Annotated in this window: 14 protein-coding genes; 6 read left to right on the top strand and 8 right to left on the bottom strand. The window is 70.1% G+C overall.

Going from position 1 to position 13,833, the window contains the following annotated elements:
- Nucleotides 1-76: 76 nt before the first annotated feature.
- Both ET445_RS12385 and ET445_RS12380 read left to right on the top strand, forming a co-directional pair.
- Entirely contained in the window at nucleotides 77-1,477 is a 1,401-nt protein-coding gene (locus ET445_RS12385) for an LLM class flavin-dependent oxidoreductase (RefSeq protein ID WP_208008396.1), read from the top strand.
- Nucleotides 1,478-1,499: 22 nt separating this feature from the next.
- On the top strand, nucleotides 1,500-2,711 hold the full coding sequence (locus ET445_RS12380) for a low temperature requirement protein A (protein ID WP_129191565.1): 1,212 nt from the start codon (nucleotides 1,500-1,502) through the stop codon (nucleotides 2,709-2,711).
- A 22-nt stretch (nucleotides 2,712-2,733) separates the two neighbouring features.
- Here ET445_RS12380 and ET445_RS12375 read toward each other — a convergent pair whose 3' ends face one another.
- Together ET445_RS12375 and ET445_RS12370 are read right to left on the bottom strand one after the other, a co-directional pair.
- Nucleotides 2,734-3,129, bottom strand: a complete 396-nt coding sequence (locus ET445_RS12375) for a PPOX class F420-dependent oxidoreductase (protein ID WP_129191564.1) — start codon at nucleotides 3,127-3,129, stop codon at nucleotides 2,734-2,736.
- A 26-nt stretch (nucleotides 3,130-3,155) separates the two neighbouring features.
- On the bottom strand, nucleotides 3,156-4,964 hold the full coding sequence (locus ET445_RS12370) for a DEAD/DEAH box helicase (RefSeq protein ID WP_243695192.1): 1,809 nt from the start codon (nucleotides 4,962-4,964) through the stop codon (nucleotides 3,156-3,158).
- Between the two features lie 106 nt (nucleotides 4,965-5,070).
- Here ET445_RS12370 and ET445_RS12365 point away from each other — a divergent pair, with 106 nt between their 5' ends.
- The gene (locus ET445_RS12365; protein WP_129191563.1) at nucleotides 5,071-5,865 is read left to right on the top strand and encodes an SGNH/GDSL hydrolase family protein; all 795 of its coding nucleotides are present in this window, start codon (nucleotides 5,071-5,073) and stop codon (nucleotides 5,863-5,865) included.
- 3 nt (nucleotides 5,866-5,868) lie between these two features.
- Here the strand turns inward: ET445_RS12365 and ET445_RS12360 are convergent, their stop codons facing one another.
- A complete protein-coding gene (locus ET445_RS12360) occupies nucleotides 5,869-7,224 on the bottom strand; it encodes a D-alanyl-D-alanine carboxypeptidase family protein (RefSeq protein ID WP_165314392.1) in 1,356 nt (451 codons plus the stop codon).
- A gap of 10 nt (nucleotides 7,225-7,234) precedes the next feature.
- Nucleotides 7,235-8,041 (bottom strand): TrmH family RNA methyltransferase, encoded by an 807-nt coding sequence (locus tag ET445_RS12355; RefSeq protein ID WP_129191561.1) that lies wholly within the window; start codon nucleotides 8,039-8,041, stop codon nucleotides 7,235-7,237.
- 94 nt (nucleotides 8,042-8,135) lie between these two features.
- Between ET445_RS12355 and ET445_RS12350 the strand changes: the two genes are divergently transcribed.
- Complete coding sequence (locus ET445_RS12350) at nucleotides 8,136-8,978, top strand: NAD-dependent protein deacetylase (protein WP_129191560.1); 843 nt, start codon at nucleotides 8,136-8,138, stop codon at nucleotides 8,976-8,978.
- Between the two features lie 53 nt (nucleotides 8,979-9,031).
- Nucleotides 9,032-9,640, top strand: coding sequence for a histidine phosphatase family protein (locus tag ET445_RS12345; RefSeq protein ID WP_129191559.1), 609 nt, complete (start codon nucleotides 9,032-9,034; stop codon nucleotides 9,638-9,640).
- A gap of 91 nt (nucleotides 9,641-9,731) precedes the next feature.
- On the opposite strand, the gene ET445_RS12340 is transcribed toward ET445_RS12345, so the two are convergent.
- Both ET445_RS12340 and ET445_RS12335 read right to left on the bottom strand, forming a co-directional pair.
- Entirely contained in the window at nucleotides 9,732-10,823 is a 1,092-nt protein-coding gene (locus ET445_RS12340) for a glycosyltransferase family 4 protein (protein WP_129191558.1), read from the bottom strand.
- Nucleotides 10,820-11,743 carry an alpha/beta fold hydrolase gene (locus ET445_RS12335; protein WP_129191557.1) on the bottom strand — a complete coding sequence of 308 codons (924 nt, stop codon included), beginning with the start codon at nucleotides 11,741-11,743 and terminating at the stop codon, nucleotides 10,820-10,822. The genes ET445_RS12340 and ET445_RS12335 overlap by 4 nt, the downstream gene beginning before the upstream one ends.
- Before the next feature lie 100 nt (nucleotides 11,744-11,843).
- Between ET445_RS12335 and ET445_RS12330 the strand changes: the two genes are divergently transcribed.
- Entirely contained in the window at nucleotides 11,844-12,542 is a 699-nt protein-coding gene (locus tag ET445_RS12330; protein WP_129191556.1) for an exonuclease domain-containing protein, read from the top strand.
- A gap of 97 nt (nucleotides 12,543-12,639) precedes the next feature.
- Here ET445_RS12330 and ET445_RS12325 read toward each other — a convergent pair whose 3' ends face one another.
- On the bottom strand, nucleotides 12,640-12,894 hold the full coding sequence (locus ET445_RS12325; RefSeq protein ID WP_129191555.1) for a type B 50S ribosomal protein L31: 255 nt from the start codon (nucleotides 12,892-12,894) through the stop codon (nucleotides 12,640-12,642).
- A 108-nt stretch (nucleotides 12,895-13,002) separates the two neighbouring features.
- Nucleotides 13,003-13,788, bottom strand: coding sequence for an ABC transporter ATP-binding protein (locus ET445_RS12320; protein ID WP_129191554.1), 786 nt, complete (start codon nucleotides 13,786-13,788; stop codon nucleotides 13,003-13,005).
- Between the last annotated feature and the right edge of the window lie 45 nt (nucleotides 13,789-13,833).

Here is a 13,833-nt window from a genome sequence, read left to right as displayed (position 1 = left end):
TGACGGCATGTGTCGAAGCATCCGACGGAATCGCACCCTATCGGCCACGATGATGCGGTTCAGGAAGGCGGATCCCATGACCACTCGTCCCATCCGATTCAACGCGTTCGACATGAGCTGCGTCGGCCACATCTCGAGCGGTCTATGGCGGCACCCCGCCGACCAGGCCCAGCGCTACACCGACATCTCGTACTGGACCGAGCTCGCGAAGCTCCTCGAGCGCGGGAAGTTCGACGGCATCTTCATCGCCGACGTGCTCGGCACCTACGACGTCTACGCGGGCAACGCCGACGCGGCGATCAAGCACGGCTCGCAGGTGCCCGTCACCGACCCGCTGCTCGTCGTCTCGGCGATGGCCGCCGTCACCGAGCACCTCGGATTCGGCGTCACCGCGGGTACCGCCTACGAGCACCCGTACCCCTTCGCCCGCCGGCTCTCGACGCTCGACCACCTCACCAAGGGGCGCGTCGGCTGGAACGTCGTCACGGGCTACCTGCCGTCGGCCGCGCGCAACATGGGCCACGACGACCAGCTCGAGCACGACCGGCGCTACGACATCGCCGACGAGTACCTCGAGGTCCTCTACAAGCTGTGGGAAGGCTCGTGGGAGGACGACGCGGTCGAGCGCGACCGCGAGACCGGCGTCTTCACCGACCCCGGGAAGGTGCACGGCATCGAGCACGACGGCACCTACTTCAAGGTGCCCGGCATCCACCTCGTCGAGCCGAGCCCCCAGCGCTCTCCCGTCATCTACCAAGCCGGCGCGTCGAGCCGCGGCATCGCGTTCGCCGCAGAGAACGCCGAAGCGATCTTCGTCGCAGCGCCCTCCAAGCGCGTCATCGCGACCCAGGTCAAGCAGATCCGCGACGCCCTCGAGGCCGCGGGTCGCGATCGCTATGCCGCGCGCATCTACGCGATGGTCACCGTGATCGTCGACGAGACGCACGAGAAGGCGAAGGCGAAGGAGGCCGAGTACCTCTCGTACGCCGACGACGAGGCCGCCCTCGTGCTCATGTCGGGTTGGATGGGCGCCGATCTCTCGCAGTACGAGCTCGACGCCCCGATCGGCGCGGTCAAGAGCAACGCGATCCAGTCGTTCGTGACCTCCCTCCAAGAGGATGCCGCGGCGGGCGACGAGTGGACCGTCCGCTCGCTCGCCGAGGCCGGCAAGATCGGCGGATTCGGCGCGCGTATCGTGGGCTCGGCGACCGAGGTCGCCGACGAGCTCGAGCGCTGGGTCGAGGAGACCGATGTCGACGGCTTCAACCTCGCCTACGCGATCACCCCCGGCACCTTCGAGGACATCGTCGAGTTCGTCGTCCCCGAGCTGCAGCGCCGCGGCCGCTATCAGACCGAGTACGCGCCCGGAACGCTTCGCCAGAAGCTCCACGGTCGAGGCGACCGCCTGCCCGTCGAGCACCGCGGCGCCCGTTACAAGGTCGGCGCGAAGGTCGGCGCTGACGTCGCCCCCGAGTAGGGACGCGCAGTAGGGTCGGCGCATGGCGCGAGGCATCCGACCCACGAGCACGAGCCGGCTGCTCGCGGTCGGCGTCTCTCGCGACGGCGACCGCGTCACGACGCTCGAGCTGTTCTTCGACCTCGTGTACGTGTTCGCATTCCACCAGGTGAGCGAGATCATCCTCGACGAGCCGTCGGCGGCCGGGCTCTTGAGGGGGCTGGTCACGCTCGCGCTCGTCTGGTGGTCGTGGACCGCGTACGCGTGGCTCGCGAATCAGGCGCGCGCCGACGACGGCGTGGTCCGACTCGGGATGGTCCTCGCGACGGCGGTCATGTTCCTCGTCGCCCTCGCGATCCCCGAAGCCTGGGACGACCTCCCTGGCGGACTCAGCGGTCCGCTCGTGTTCGTCATCGGATATCTGCTCGTGCGTGTCGTGCACGGCACCGTGTATCTGATCGCCGCGGGTTCCGATGCGGGCCTGCGCCGCCAGGTGCTCGTGAGCATGGCGACGGGGCTCGTCCCAGCGGCGGCGCTGCTGGTCGCCGGATGCCTCGTCGGCGGCGCCCTGCAGGTGTGGCTCTGGGCCGTCGCCATCGCGATCGACTGGCTGCTCGTCTATCTGACCTCGCGCGCGGGCAACAGCTGGCGCCTCAACTCGGCGTCGCACTTCTCCGAACGCCACGGCCTCATCGTGATCCTCGCGCTCGGTGAGTCGATCATCGCGATCGGCGCGGTCGCGATGCGCATCCCCGTCGACTGGGAGGTGCTCGGCGCCGCGCTCGCCGCCGTCGCGCTCGCGCTCGGCCTGTGGTGGAGCTACTTCCACCACCTCGCCGACAAGGTCGAACACGAGCTCGCCGTGCGTGCCGGGTCCGAGCGTGCGGCGCTCGCGGTCGACGTCTACACCTACCTGCACTACCCGATCGTCGCGGCGATCGTGCTCGTCGCCGTCGGCATCGACGAGGCGATGCTCGGCATCGGCGAGGAGCGTCCGCTCGAGGGGTTCGCGGCCGGATGCCTCGGGGCGGGCCTTGCGATCTACCTCGCGGCGACCGTGCTCATCTGGCGCCGCGCATCGGGCGAGTGGACGCTGCCGCGGTCGATCGGCGCGCTCGCCGCCGTGGCGCTGATCCCGGCGTTCGCGGCACTGCCCTCGATCGCGTCACTCGCGATCGCGGCAGTATTCCTTGCGGCGCTCCTCGCGATCGAGCAGGCGCTGCACGGCCGTGCCGCCGTGCGTCCAGGCCCCTGACAGCCGGGGTCTCGCGACGCGCCTACTTGCGCTGCGTGCGCTCCACCGACATCGTGAGGATGACCCGGTCGGCGCGATCGGCGGGCGGCTGCTGGTCGGCGTCGCCGTAGCGCACGCCGAGCCGCACGTAGAAGGCGCCCGTCGGATCGGGCGTGAGCTCGACGAGCCGTCCGCGCACCTCGAGGAAGCGCAGCGGATCGGCGGGGTCGATGACGAGCAGGCTCATCGCGGGGTTGTGCCGCAGGTTGCGATACTTCTGCCGCTTCGTCGTGTGCGTGAATCGGATGACGTCGGAGTCTGCGTCGTATTCGAACCACATCGGGTTCACCTGAACGGTGTCGTTCGGGCGGATCGTGCCGAGCGCTCCGAACAGCGGGCGTTCGACGAGGTCGAGGAGGTCGTCGGGGATCGCGGTCATATCGTGCTCCTTCGGGTCGTTCTCGGTCATCGTCTCCCGAGCCGCCTGCGGAGCAGCTCGATGCGGGCCTGAAGCTGGGTCACGGTCGCCTGGGGCACCGCCGGCCCGCCGCACACACGCCGAAGCTCGGCGTGGACCTGCGAATGCGGCTCGCCCGTCTGACGGGCGTAGAGGCCGACGAGGCTGTTCAGGAGCGACCGCTGCTCTTTGAGCGTGCGGAAGAGCGCGACCGGCTCGGCCGACTCGGGTTCTTCGACCGCGTGCTTGCGCCGGTCGCTCGCACGTCGCGCTTGCCTGGCCTGCCGATGCCTGAGGAGTTCGGAGACCTGCTCGGGCTCGAGGATGCCGGGGATGCCGATGAAGTCGAACTCCTCGTCGCTGCCCGGCTCGGCGAGCGTGCCGAACTCGGTGCCGTCGTACACGACCCGATCGAAGGTCGCATCCGACGCGATCGCCTGCCACGTGAACTCGCCGAGCTCGTCGCTCGCCTTCTCTTCACGGTTGGCGGCCTCGAGCAGGCCGTCGTCGAGACCGGGATCGTCGTCGTCGCCTTCGCCGGTGCGCCGATCGAGTGCGTGATCGCGTTCGCGTTCGAGTTCTGCGGCGAGGGCCATGAGCACGGGCACGTTCGGCAGGAACACACTCGCCGTCTCACCGCGCCGACGAGCCCGCACGAAACGCCCGATCGCCTGCGCGAAGAACAGCGGGGTCGCCGAACTCGTCGCATAGACCCCGACGGCCAGGCGCGGGACATCCACTCCCTCCGACACCATGCGCACCGCGACCATCCACCGCGATGTGCCCGTCGAGAACTCCTCGATGCGCCCCGACGCCTCTTTGTCGTCGGAGAGCACGACCGTGACGCGTTCGCCGCACAGGTTCTCGAGGATCTCGGCGTAGGCGCGCGCGACGGTCTGGTCGGTCGCGAGCACGAGACCGCCTGCATCGGGGATCGACTGCCGCACCTCGGTGAGACGGCGGTTCGCGGCCTGCAGCACCGCGGGGATCCACTCACCCGACGGTTCGAGGGCAGTGCGCCACGCCGACGAGGTGATGTCTTTCGTGTTGTCTTCGCCGAGACGCGCTTCCATCTCGTCGCCGGCCTTCGTGCGCCACCGCATGTGGCCCGCGTAGACCATGAACATGACGGGGCGCACGACGCCGTCGGCGAGGGCGCGGCCGTAGCCGTAGTTGTAGTCGGTCTTGGAGAGCCGCACGCCGTGCCGGTCGGCCTCGTACTGCACGAACGGGATGGGCGCGGTGTCGCTGCGGAACGGGGTGCCCGTGAGCGACAGTCGGCGATCGGCGAGCTCGAACGCCTCGCGGATCGCGTCGCCCCACGAGAGCGTGTCGCCGCCGTGGTGCACCTCGTCGAGGATGACGAGCGTGCGCCCCGAGAGCGTCAGCTCGCGGTGGAGGGCCGGCCGCATCGCGACCTGCGCGTAGGTCACGGCGACGCCGTGGTAGTGACGTGCGGCGCGCCCGTGGGCGTTGCGGAAGCCCGGATCGAGGCGGATGCCGGCGCGTGCGGCCGCGTCGGCCCATTGCCGCTTCAGATGGTCGGTCGGCGCGACGACGGTGATGCGGTCGATGAGGCGGCGCGCCCGAAGCTCGGCCGCGATGCGGAGCGCGAAGGTCGTCTTGCCGGCGCCGGGGGTCGCGGCGGCGAGGAAGTCGCGCGGCAGCTCTGCGAGGTACAGGTCGAGGGCCTCGGCCTGCCAGGCACGCAGCTTCGACGCGGTGCCCCACGGCGCGCGCGCGGGGAACGAGGGCGAGAGATGCTCGGCGGCCGAGGTACCCGGAAGGTGCGCGGGTTCGGGGGTCGCTGTGCTCACTGTCCAGAACTGTAGTCGACCCGTCCGACATGCTCGTTCGAGGTGCGCGTCACATCGACCGGATGTCTCGGCCGGGACATCCGCCGGATCGTTGCAGAATGGAACCATGGTCACCCAACTGCACCCGTGGTCCCGCTACGTCGCGATCGGCGACTCGTTCACCGAGGGCATCGGCGACCCCGAGCCGTCGGCGCCGGGCGGCAACCGCGGCTGGGCGGACCGCGTGGCCGAAGTGCTCGCGGCGGGGAACGACGAGTTCTCCTACGCGAACCTCGCGATCCGCGGGCGGCTCATCCAGCAGATCGTCGACGAGCAGATCGAGCCCGCGCTCGACCTCCGCCCCGACCTCATCACGATCTCGGCGGGCGGCAACGACGTCATCCGCCCCGGCACCGATCCAGACGAGATCGCGGCACGGTTCGAGTACGCGATCGAACGGCTCTCGCGCGACCGTGCGACGATCGTCATCTTCACGGGCGTCGACGTGGGCTTCTCCCCCGTGTTCCGGGGCATCCGGGGCAAGGTCGCGATCTACAACGAGAACCTGCGGACGATCGCCGCGAAGTACGACTGCATCGTCGCCGACCAGTGGGCGCTCTCGGAGATTCAGGATCAACGCATGTGGGCGCCCGACCGACTGCACTTGAACTCGCTCGGGCACCACACGGTCGCGCGCATGGTGCTCTCGGCGCTCAACGTCGAGAACGACCTCGAGCCGTTGAAGCCCGAACCGCTGCCGTCGACGCCGTGGCGCCAGGCGCGTGTCGAAGACCTGCAGTGGGCGCGGGAGTACCTCGTGCCATGGGTGCTGCGGCGCGTCCGTCACCAGTCGTCGGGCGACTTCGTCACGGCGAAGCGGCCCGATGCGGCGCCGTTCGTCGTGGAGCCGCTCGAGGACTGAGCGCTACTTCGCGCCCGCGGCGTCGAGCACGCCCGGGTTCTGCAGCCGCCACCAGGTGCCGGGATCGTCGATCTCGCCGTCGAGCGTGATCGGCACCTCGATCGTCTGCGCCCCTGCGGTGATCGTCGCAGTGCCGACGCGGGTGCCGACGTCGGCGAGGGTGATCGGGTTCACCTGCACCGAGACATCCACCGGGGTGTCGCTCCAGACGAGCACGGTCGCCCCGTCGGTCGCGCGCGCGACGGCGTCGTCGCCCCACGGGGTCGTGTACGACGCGAGCTCGGTGCCCGCAGTGAGGGCGGTGACCTGGTGGAAGCCGGGCGCGACGCTGTCGAGGAGGGCGGCGACCGCCGCGCGGATCTGCGCGTGGTCGTCGGCGTTCAGGACGACGCCCACGAGGGTGACCGTCGTGTCGCCGACGGGATAGTCGGCCGAGTAGAGCAGGTTCGCGGCGTCGTCGGTCGTACCGGTCTTGATGCCGTCGACGCCGTGCGTGCCGAGGAGCTTGTTCGAGTTGTCGACACCGCCGATCTCGGGGATCTCGGCGTGCGGCATGGCGACGATCTCGGCGAGGGCGGGGGTCTGCAGGGCGAGTTCGCCGAGCTTCACGAGTTCGCGCGCGGTCGACGTGCTGTCGAGCGACAGGCCGCTCGCATCGGCGATGTGGGTCTCGGTGAACCCGTGGGCGGCGAGCCAGGCGTTGGCGGCATCGGCGTAGGCGGCCTCCGAGCCGAACGCCCAGTTCGCGATCGAGATCGCGTAGTTGTTGCCCGAGGGCAGCAGCATGGCCTCGAGGCTCTCTTTGAGCGTCAGTGTCGCGCCGGCCTCGACTGGGGCGACCGAGCCGTTCTGGGCGATCATGTCCCAGTAGATGTCGACATCGGCGTCGGTGTAGGCGATCGACTCGCCGCCTTCGCCCGCGGGAATCGGGTGCTGATCGAGCACGACGAGCGAGGTCACGACCTTCGCGATGCTCGCCATCGGCAGCACCGACTGGTCGTCGCTCTGCGCGAGGAGCCCGTCGAACCCGACTGCGGCGATCGCCCAACTGCCGAAGCCCGGCACCGCGAGGGGTTGCGCGGGTTCGGCGACGGGCTCCGGATCGACGATCGCCGGCTGCGCTTCGGGAATGGGCGCCCCGAGCGCGTTCGAGACGTACACGCCGCCGCTCACGAACAGTGCGAGCACGACCGCGAGCACGCTGAACACGACGATGCGCCGGCGCCGATACATCCGCTTCTTCGCGAGGCGGGCGGCCTCGCGGGCCGAGTCGCGACCGTCGCGCATGGCAGGGTCGACGGATGCCTCGTGGCCGGCGTGTGCGGCCCGGGCCGTGTCGGGGGCGGTGGGGTGGGACATCCGTTGCAGCCTAATCGTCGGCCGCGAGCGCATAGAGCACGACCGCCGCTGCCGCGGCGACGTTCAGCGAATCCACACCGTGCGCCATGGGGATCGTGACGACCCTGTCGGCGGCTTCGAGGGCGTTCCGGCTGAGCCCGTCGCCTTCGGCGCCGAACACGAGGGCGAGCCGCTCGGGCGGATCGGCGGCGAGGGTGCGGAGTGACACGGCGTCGTCGGCGAGGGCGAGCGCCGCGGTCATGAAGCCGTGTTCGCCCAGGATCGGCGCGGTCTCGCGCCACTCGCCGACGCGAGTCCACGGCACTTGGAAGACAGTGCCCATGCTCACGCGAACGCTCCGCCGATAGAGCGGGTCGGCGCAGCGCGGCGTCACGAGCACGGCGTCGGCGCCGAGGGCGGCGACGCTGCGGAAAATCGCCCCGACGTTGGTGTGGTCGACGATGTCCTCGAGCACGACGACCCGTCGCGACGCGGCGAGGAGCGCACCGGGATCAGGCAGTTCGGGTCGCTCGAACGCCGCGAGTGCGCCGCGGTGCACGCGGTAGCCGGTGATCGCCTCGAGCTGATCGGGGTCGGCGAGATGCACGGGGATGTCGAACGGTTCGAGCACAGGCTCGAGGCCTGCAAGCCACTTCTCCTCCATGAGCACGGACCGCGGCACGTGGCCCGCGCGGATCGCCCGCGTGATGACCTTCGCCGACTCGGCGATGTAGAGCCCCCGGTCGACTTCGGTCGTGCTCCGGAGGGCCACGTCGGTGAGCGCCGCATAGTCGGCGACGGCGTCGGATGCCGCGTCGGCGACCCGTTCGATGCGCATATCTGCCTTTCGTCGGCTTCAAGACTGCCAGCACACGAAACAATCTCGTAAACGGACGCGTTTACACTCAGGGAATCGTCGAAGGGAGACGGGCATGACAGACCTCATGGCCGATGCGATCACGAGTGCGCAGTTCGACGAGGCGGTCTCGATCCTTCGAGGCGCGCGGGTGGCGGTTCTGACGGGTGCCGGGGTGAGCACAGACTCGGGAATCCCCGACTACCGCGGCGAAGGCGCGCCCAAGCGCTCGCCGATGACGTTCCAGACCTTCCTCGCCTCCGAGCACGCGCGCAAGCGCTACTGGGCGGGCAGCCACCTCGGCTGGCGCCGCTTCGGCGCCGCGAAGCCGAACGCCGGTCACCTCGCACTCGCCGAGCTCGAGCAGGCCGGCGTCGTGTCGGGCGTCGTGACGCAGAACGTCGACGGGTTGCACCGGCGCGCGGGCAACCCGCACGTCGTCGAACTGCACGGCACGATGGATCGCGTCATCTGCCTCGTGTGCGGCCAGCGCTTCGCCCGTCAGGCGATCGCCGAGCGGCTCGAAGCGCTCAACCCCGGGCTCGACCTCGAGCAGTCGATCCGTCCCGCGCCCGACGGCGATGTCGAGGTCGACGACGTGGACGCGATGCAGATCCCTGTGTGCACGGTGTGCGGCGGCATTCTGAAGCCCGACGTCGTGTTCTTCGGGGAGTTCGTCCCGGCCGAGACGTACAACCGTGCGGCGTCGATCGTGGGCTCCTCCGACGCGCTCCTCGTCGCGGGCTCCTCGCTCGTCGTGAACTCGGGCATGCGCCTCATCGAACTCGCCCGTCGTCGCAAGTCCCCCATCGTCGTCGTGAACCGCGGCCTCACGAAGGGAGACAGCCGCGCGGCGGTCAAGATCGACGCGGGCGCGACCGAGACCCTGTCGGCGCTCGCTGCCGAGCTCACGCGCTGAGCGTCATCCCCAGGTCGGATCCCCCTCGCTCGGAGTTCTGCCAGAGTGGATCGATGACCGATTCCGCCGTGCTCCCTACCCCGACGACCCGGATCTTCCTCGTGCGCCATGGCGAGACCGACTGGAACCGCCAGCGACGCATCCAAGGTTCGACCGACATTCCGCTCAACGACACCGGCAGGGCGCAGGCCGCGGTGACGGGCTCGGCGCTCCTCGGCACCTCGTGGGCCGGGATCTACACGAGCCACCTCTCACGCGCGTCGGAGAGCGCCGAGATCATCGCCCGCATCGTCGGCCTCGACGAACCCGTCATCGTGCCGGCACTCGCCGAGCGCGGCCACGGGGCGCTCGAGGGCCTCGACCACGCGGGTCGCGCGGCCGTCGAGGCGCAGGCCGCGACGATCGAAGGTCTCGAACCGCGTTCGGCGGTCATCGAGCGGGCCACGGCCGCGCTCGTCGACATCGCCGCCGCGCACCCCGGCGGCTCGGTCGTCGTCGTGTCGCACGGCGGCGTCATCCACGCACTCGTCGGCCACTTGAGCGACGGCGCGCTCCCGAGCGGCGGGTACGTCATCGGCAACGGGTCGGTGCATCCGATCGACGTGTCGGGCGACCGGATGTCCCTCGCCGAACCCGAACGGTTGACTGGCACCGACGGCTGAACCGACCCGTGCGGGTGTCGCGTGTGCGCCGCACGCGGCGCCCACGGGGCATCCGGATGCTTCGCAGCGCGCCTCCTCGCGAGCCGGCGTGTCAGCGTCTGCGGTGCCGCGCCGTGCGCGCCGCGACCGTCTCGCGCAGCACTTCGAGGAGCCGTTCGACCGACGTCGCCCACGTGAAGCGTGCCGCCTGGGCGAGTGAGGCTTCGCTCCGTCGCTCCCACTCCCCCGGCTGCTCGAGTGCGCCGAGCGCCCGCACGAGCGACTTCGGGTCCGCCGCGTCGAAGAAGAGCGCCGCGTCGCCGCCGATCTCGCGGAAGATGGGGATGTCGCTCACCACGACGGGCGTGCCGACGCGCATCGACTCGACGAGCGGGATGCCGAACCCCTCGGCCTTAGACGCGTGCACGAGCGCCGTCGCGCCCGCGAGGAGCTCGGCGTACTCGGCGTCGGACACGCCGTCGTGGAACACGAGCCGGGCCTCGGGGGCGAGCCGGGTGAGCCGCTCGCGCTCCGCGCGCGAGATGCGGCTGAGCAGGTGCAGTTCGTGGTCGGGTACGAGCGCGGTCGCGCGCACGAGTGTGTCGACGTTCTTGTACGGCATGTACGAGCCCATGTAGACGAGGTGCTTGCCCGTCGGGCGGGCGCGCGGGAGCGGCGGCACGGGCAGTTCGTCGGCTGCATTCGGCACGACCGCGAGCGGCCGCTTCGTGAGCTTGTGGTCACGGATGAGCCCCGCCGTCGTCTCGGAGACGGTGACGACCGAGTCGGCGCGGTTCAGGAGCATCCGCTGCGGCCACCACGCGAGGTGGTAGAGCCGCCAGAGCCCCCGCACGAACGCCGGAAGGTCGCGCGGCGGCGTGCGGTTCTCGTAGTAGATGAGGTCGTGGAGGGTGAGCACGAGCGCGTAGTCGCGGCCCGTCGAACCCATGGTCTGCATGGGCGAGAACACGACGTCGGGCCGGAGCTTCCGCACCTGCCGCGCGACGAACGGCTCGCGCACGCTCGTCGGCCCCGTCACGAGCTGCCACGGCAGATCCGGCAGGAGTTCGAGCTGACGGCGGTCGTTGATGAGCATCGTGAGCGGATGTCTCTTCGCGAGTTCTCCGACGATGCCCGCCGTGAAGCGGCTGATGCCGTCGTGCTGGCCGATGCGCGTGTATCGGCAGTCGACGACGATCCTCACGCGCCCGCCTCCGTCGCCTCTGTCGATTCGGCCGACTTCATCGTAAGGAACGCGCGGATGTGGGTCGCGGCCACGACGGGGGTCTCGTAGTGGATGAGGTGCCCGACCCCGGGGATGACGGCGAGCTTCGCGTCGGGGAACCGCTCGACGAGCGTGTACTGGGCCGCGATCGGGGTGATGTCGTCGCGTTCGGCGGCGACCAGAAGTGTGGGCACGTGGATGTCGGGCGCGAACTCGCGCACGTCGTGCGACACCGACGCGCGAAATGCCTCGAGGAGCATGTCGCGGTCGGCGAACTCGGAGAAGTAGCGGTCGTGCTGGTCGTGGATGAACCCGCGCAGCGCCTTGTCGTGCGTCTTCGCCATCGTGACGCTCATGACACGGACGACCAGCCGGTTGCGGAGGAGCGCGAAGCCCGCCCGCTCTGGGAGCGCCGCGCCCGCCCGGTAGTACCCGACGGCGAGGCGCGTCATGACCCCGCGCGGCCCATCGAGTGCGGGGGCGCCGATCGGGTTCACGAGGAGGAGCCGCTCTGGGCGGAGCCCGCTCGCGACGGCGGCCGACGAGACGATCGAGCCGAACGAGTGGCCGAGGAGCGTGTACGGCTCGCCCGCGAGTCCGACCGCCTCGATGAAGGCCGCGAGCCACGCCGCATAACCGTCGATGTCGTGAGCGCGGCCGTTCAGACGCGCCGATGCGCCGAAGCCGGGCAGGTCGGGCGAGACGATGCGGAACCCCGGCAGGTGCGCGACGACGGGTTCGAGCCCGTGGTGGTCGCCGCGGAACCCGTGCGCGAGCACAAGGACGGGCGCACCCGGCTCGCCGTACTCCCACCACGCCGTCTCGGAGCCGAGTACGGTCGTGCGGTGTTCACGGACGGGAACGCGCGCGAGGGCTGCGGCGTACGGGCTGGCGGTCATCGGTGCAAGTCTACGGCGCGGGGCTGGGAAGACCTGCCGGTCGTCGTGTCGACGGCGTGCCCCGCGAGCCGTGTCGGTGGCGGTTCCTACAGTGAAGGACATGACCGAGACCAACGCCCGCTGGACCGACACCCTCGCCGTCTTCGACCTCGAGACGACGGGCATCGACATCGACACCTGCCGCATCGTGACGGCGCACGTGGGCGTCATCGGCGCGGGCGGCGAGGTGCTCGAGCAGCGGCAGTGGATCGTCGACCCCGGCGTCGAGATCCCGACGGCGGCGACCCTCATCCACGGCATCACGACCGAGCGCGCCCGCGCAGAGGGCGCACCGGCCGCGCAGGCGGCCTCCGAGATCATCGCGGCGCTGACGGATGCCTCCCGCCGGGGCATCCCGATCGTCGCCTACAACGCGAGCTACGACCTGACGGTGCTCGCGCGAGAAGCCGAACGGTACGGTCTCACGCCCCTCGACGGCCCGGGTCCTGTCGTCGACCCGCTCGTCATCGACAAAGCCGTCGATCGCTACCGTCGCGGCAAGCGCACCCTCACGGCCGCGTGCGAGCACTACGGCGTCGAACTCCTCGACGCCCACGACGCCGGAGCCGACGCCATCGCCGCCGGGCGCGTCGCGCAGGCGATCGCCCGCAAGCACCCCGAGCTCGCCGAGATTCCCGCGACCGACCTCCACGACCGCCAGATCATCTGGTCGCGCGACCAGGCCGCGAGCTACCAGGAGTGGCGCCGCAAGAACGGCGAGCCCGAGTTCACCACCTCGGGGGTTTGGCCGGTGCGCTGACTCTTCAAGTCGCGCCGGGCCACGAGCCATCTGCGCACGACGAAGGGGCGGGCGACCGAAGTCGCCCGCCCCTCTCGTGTGGTCTTGCCGGGGGGCCTTACTTGGCGCCGCCGAAGCCCTTGAAGCGCTGGTTGAACTTCTCGACGCGGCCGGCCGAGTCCATGATGCGCTGCTTGCCCGTGTAGAACGGGTGCGACTCGCTCGAGATCTCGACGTCGATGACGGGGTAGGTCTCTCCGTCGAGCTCGATGGTCTTGTCGCTCGTCACCGTCGAGCGCGTGAGGAACGTGGCACCCGAAGCGAGGTCGCGGAAGACGACGGCGTTGTACTCGGGGTGGATGTCGGTCTTCATGGAGACTTCCTTGCTGGATTGGAAACGGTCTGACGCTAGGCGTCGCAGGAAAAACTGATGGCCGTCGGGCCAGCTATCGATCTTAGCAGAGAACGGATCAGAACACGTTCAGGAAGCGCGCGCGGCGTAGCGGCCGTCGCGTTCGGTGAGCTCGATCGGCAGCCCGAAGGTCTCGGTGAGGGTCTCGGACGTGAGCGCCTCGGCGAAGGGGCCCGACGTCACGACCTTGCCGTCGCGCAGCAGCAGCGCGTGCGTGAAGCCCTGCGGGATCTCTTCGGCATGATGGGTCACCATGACGATCGCGGGCGACGCGGGCGACGACGCGTAGCCGCCGAGCAGTCCGACGAGCTCTTCGCGCGCTCCGAGGTCGAGGCTCGCGGCGGGCTCGTCGAGGAGGAGGAGTTCGGGGTCGGTCATGACCGCACGGGCGATCTGCACGCGCTTCTGTTCGCCGTCGGAGAGGCTGCCGAAGCGGCGGTCTGCGAACGAGTCGAGGCGCCACTCAGCGAGCACGCGCTGCGCGCGGCGGAGGTCGATCTCTTCGTACTCCTCGTTCCACCGGCCCGAGACCGAGTAGGCGGCCGTGAGCACGACGTCGAGGATCGTCTCGTTGCGCGGGATCTTGCGGGCCGCAGCCGTCGAGGCGAAGCCGATCATGGGGCGGAGTTCGAAGACGTCGACCTTGCCGAGCGACTCGAGGAGCACCTCGGCGGTGCCGGTCGAGGGGTGCATGGCGGCGGCGGCGATCTGCAGGAGCGTCGTTTTGCCGGCGCCGTTCGGCCCGAGCACGACCCAGCGCTCGTCGGACTCGACGGTCCAGTCGATCCCGTCGAGGATCGTGTTGCCGTCGCGGACCACCGACACATCGCGGAACTTCAGAACCGTACTCGCCATGCTTCCAATGCTATCGGGAGCGGAGGGGCGCTCCTGCCGCGCGGT

This window comes from Agromyces protaetiae, from assembly GCF_004135405.1.
Taxonomy (GTDB): Bacteria; Actinomycetota; Actinomycetes; order Actinomycetales; family Microbacteriaceae; genus Agromyces; species Agromyces protaetiae.
The sequence above is the reverse complement of the archived record's forward strand: the minus strand, read 5'-3'. Positions and strand labels throughout refer to the sequence as shown.

Coding starts and splice junctions, on each gene's coding strand:
- ET445_RS12385 (WP_208008396.1), top strand. CDS start 77: ATGACCACTCGTCCCATCCGATTCAACGCGTTCGACATGAGCTGCGTC.
- ET445_RS12380 (WP_129191565.1), top strand. CDS start 1,500: ATGGCGCGAGGCATCCGACCCACGAGCACGAGCCGGCTGCTCGCGGTC.
- ET445_RS12375 (WP_129191564.1), bottom strand. CDS start 3,129: ATGACCGCGATCCCCGACGACCTCCTCGACCTCGTCGAACGCCCGCTG.
- ET445_RS12365 (WP_129191563.1), top strand. CDS start 5,071: ATGGTCACCCAACTGCACCCGTGGTCCCGCTACGTCGCGATCGGCGAC.
- ET445_RS12360 (WP_165314392.1), bottom strand. CDS start 7,224: ATGTCCCACCCCACCGCCCCCGACACGGCCCGGGCCGCACACGCCGGC.
- ET445_RS12355 (WP_129191561.1), bottom strand. CDS start 8,041: ATGCGCATCGAACGGGTCGCCGACGCGGCATCCGACGCCGTCGCCGAC.
- ET445_RS12350 (WP_129191560.1), top strand. CDS start 8,136: ATGACAGACCTCATGGCCGATGCGATCACGAGTGCGCAGTTCGACGAG.
- ET445_RS12345 (WP_129191559.1), top strand. CDS start 9,032: ATGACCGATTCCGCCGTGCTCCCTACCCCGACGACCCGGATCTTCCTC.
- ET445_RS12335 (WP_129191557.1), bottom strand. CDS start 11,743: ATGACCGCCAGCCCGTACGCCGCAGCCCTCGCGCGCGTTCCCGTCCGT.
- ET445_RS12330 (WP_129191556.1), top strand. CDS start 11,844: ATGACCGAGACCAACGCCCGCTGGACCGACACCCTCGCCGTCTTCGAC.
- ET445_RS12325 (WP_129191555.1), bottom strand. CDS start 12,894: ATGAAGACCGACATCCACCCCGAGTACAACGCCGTCGTCTTCCGCGAC.
- ET445_RS12320 (WP_129191554.1), bottom strand. CDS start 13,788: ATGGCGAGTACGGTTCTGAAGTTCCGCGATGTGTCGGTGGTCCGCGAC.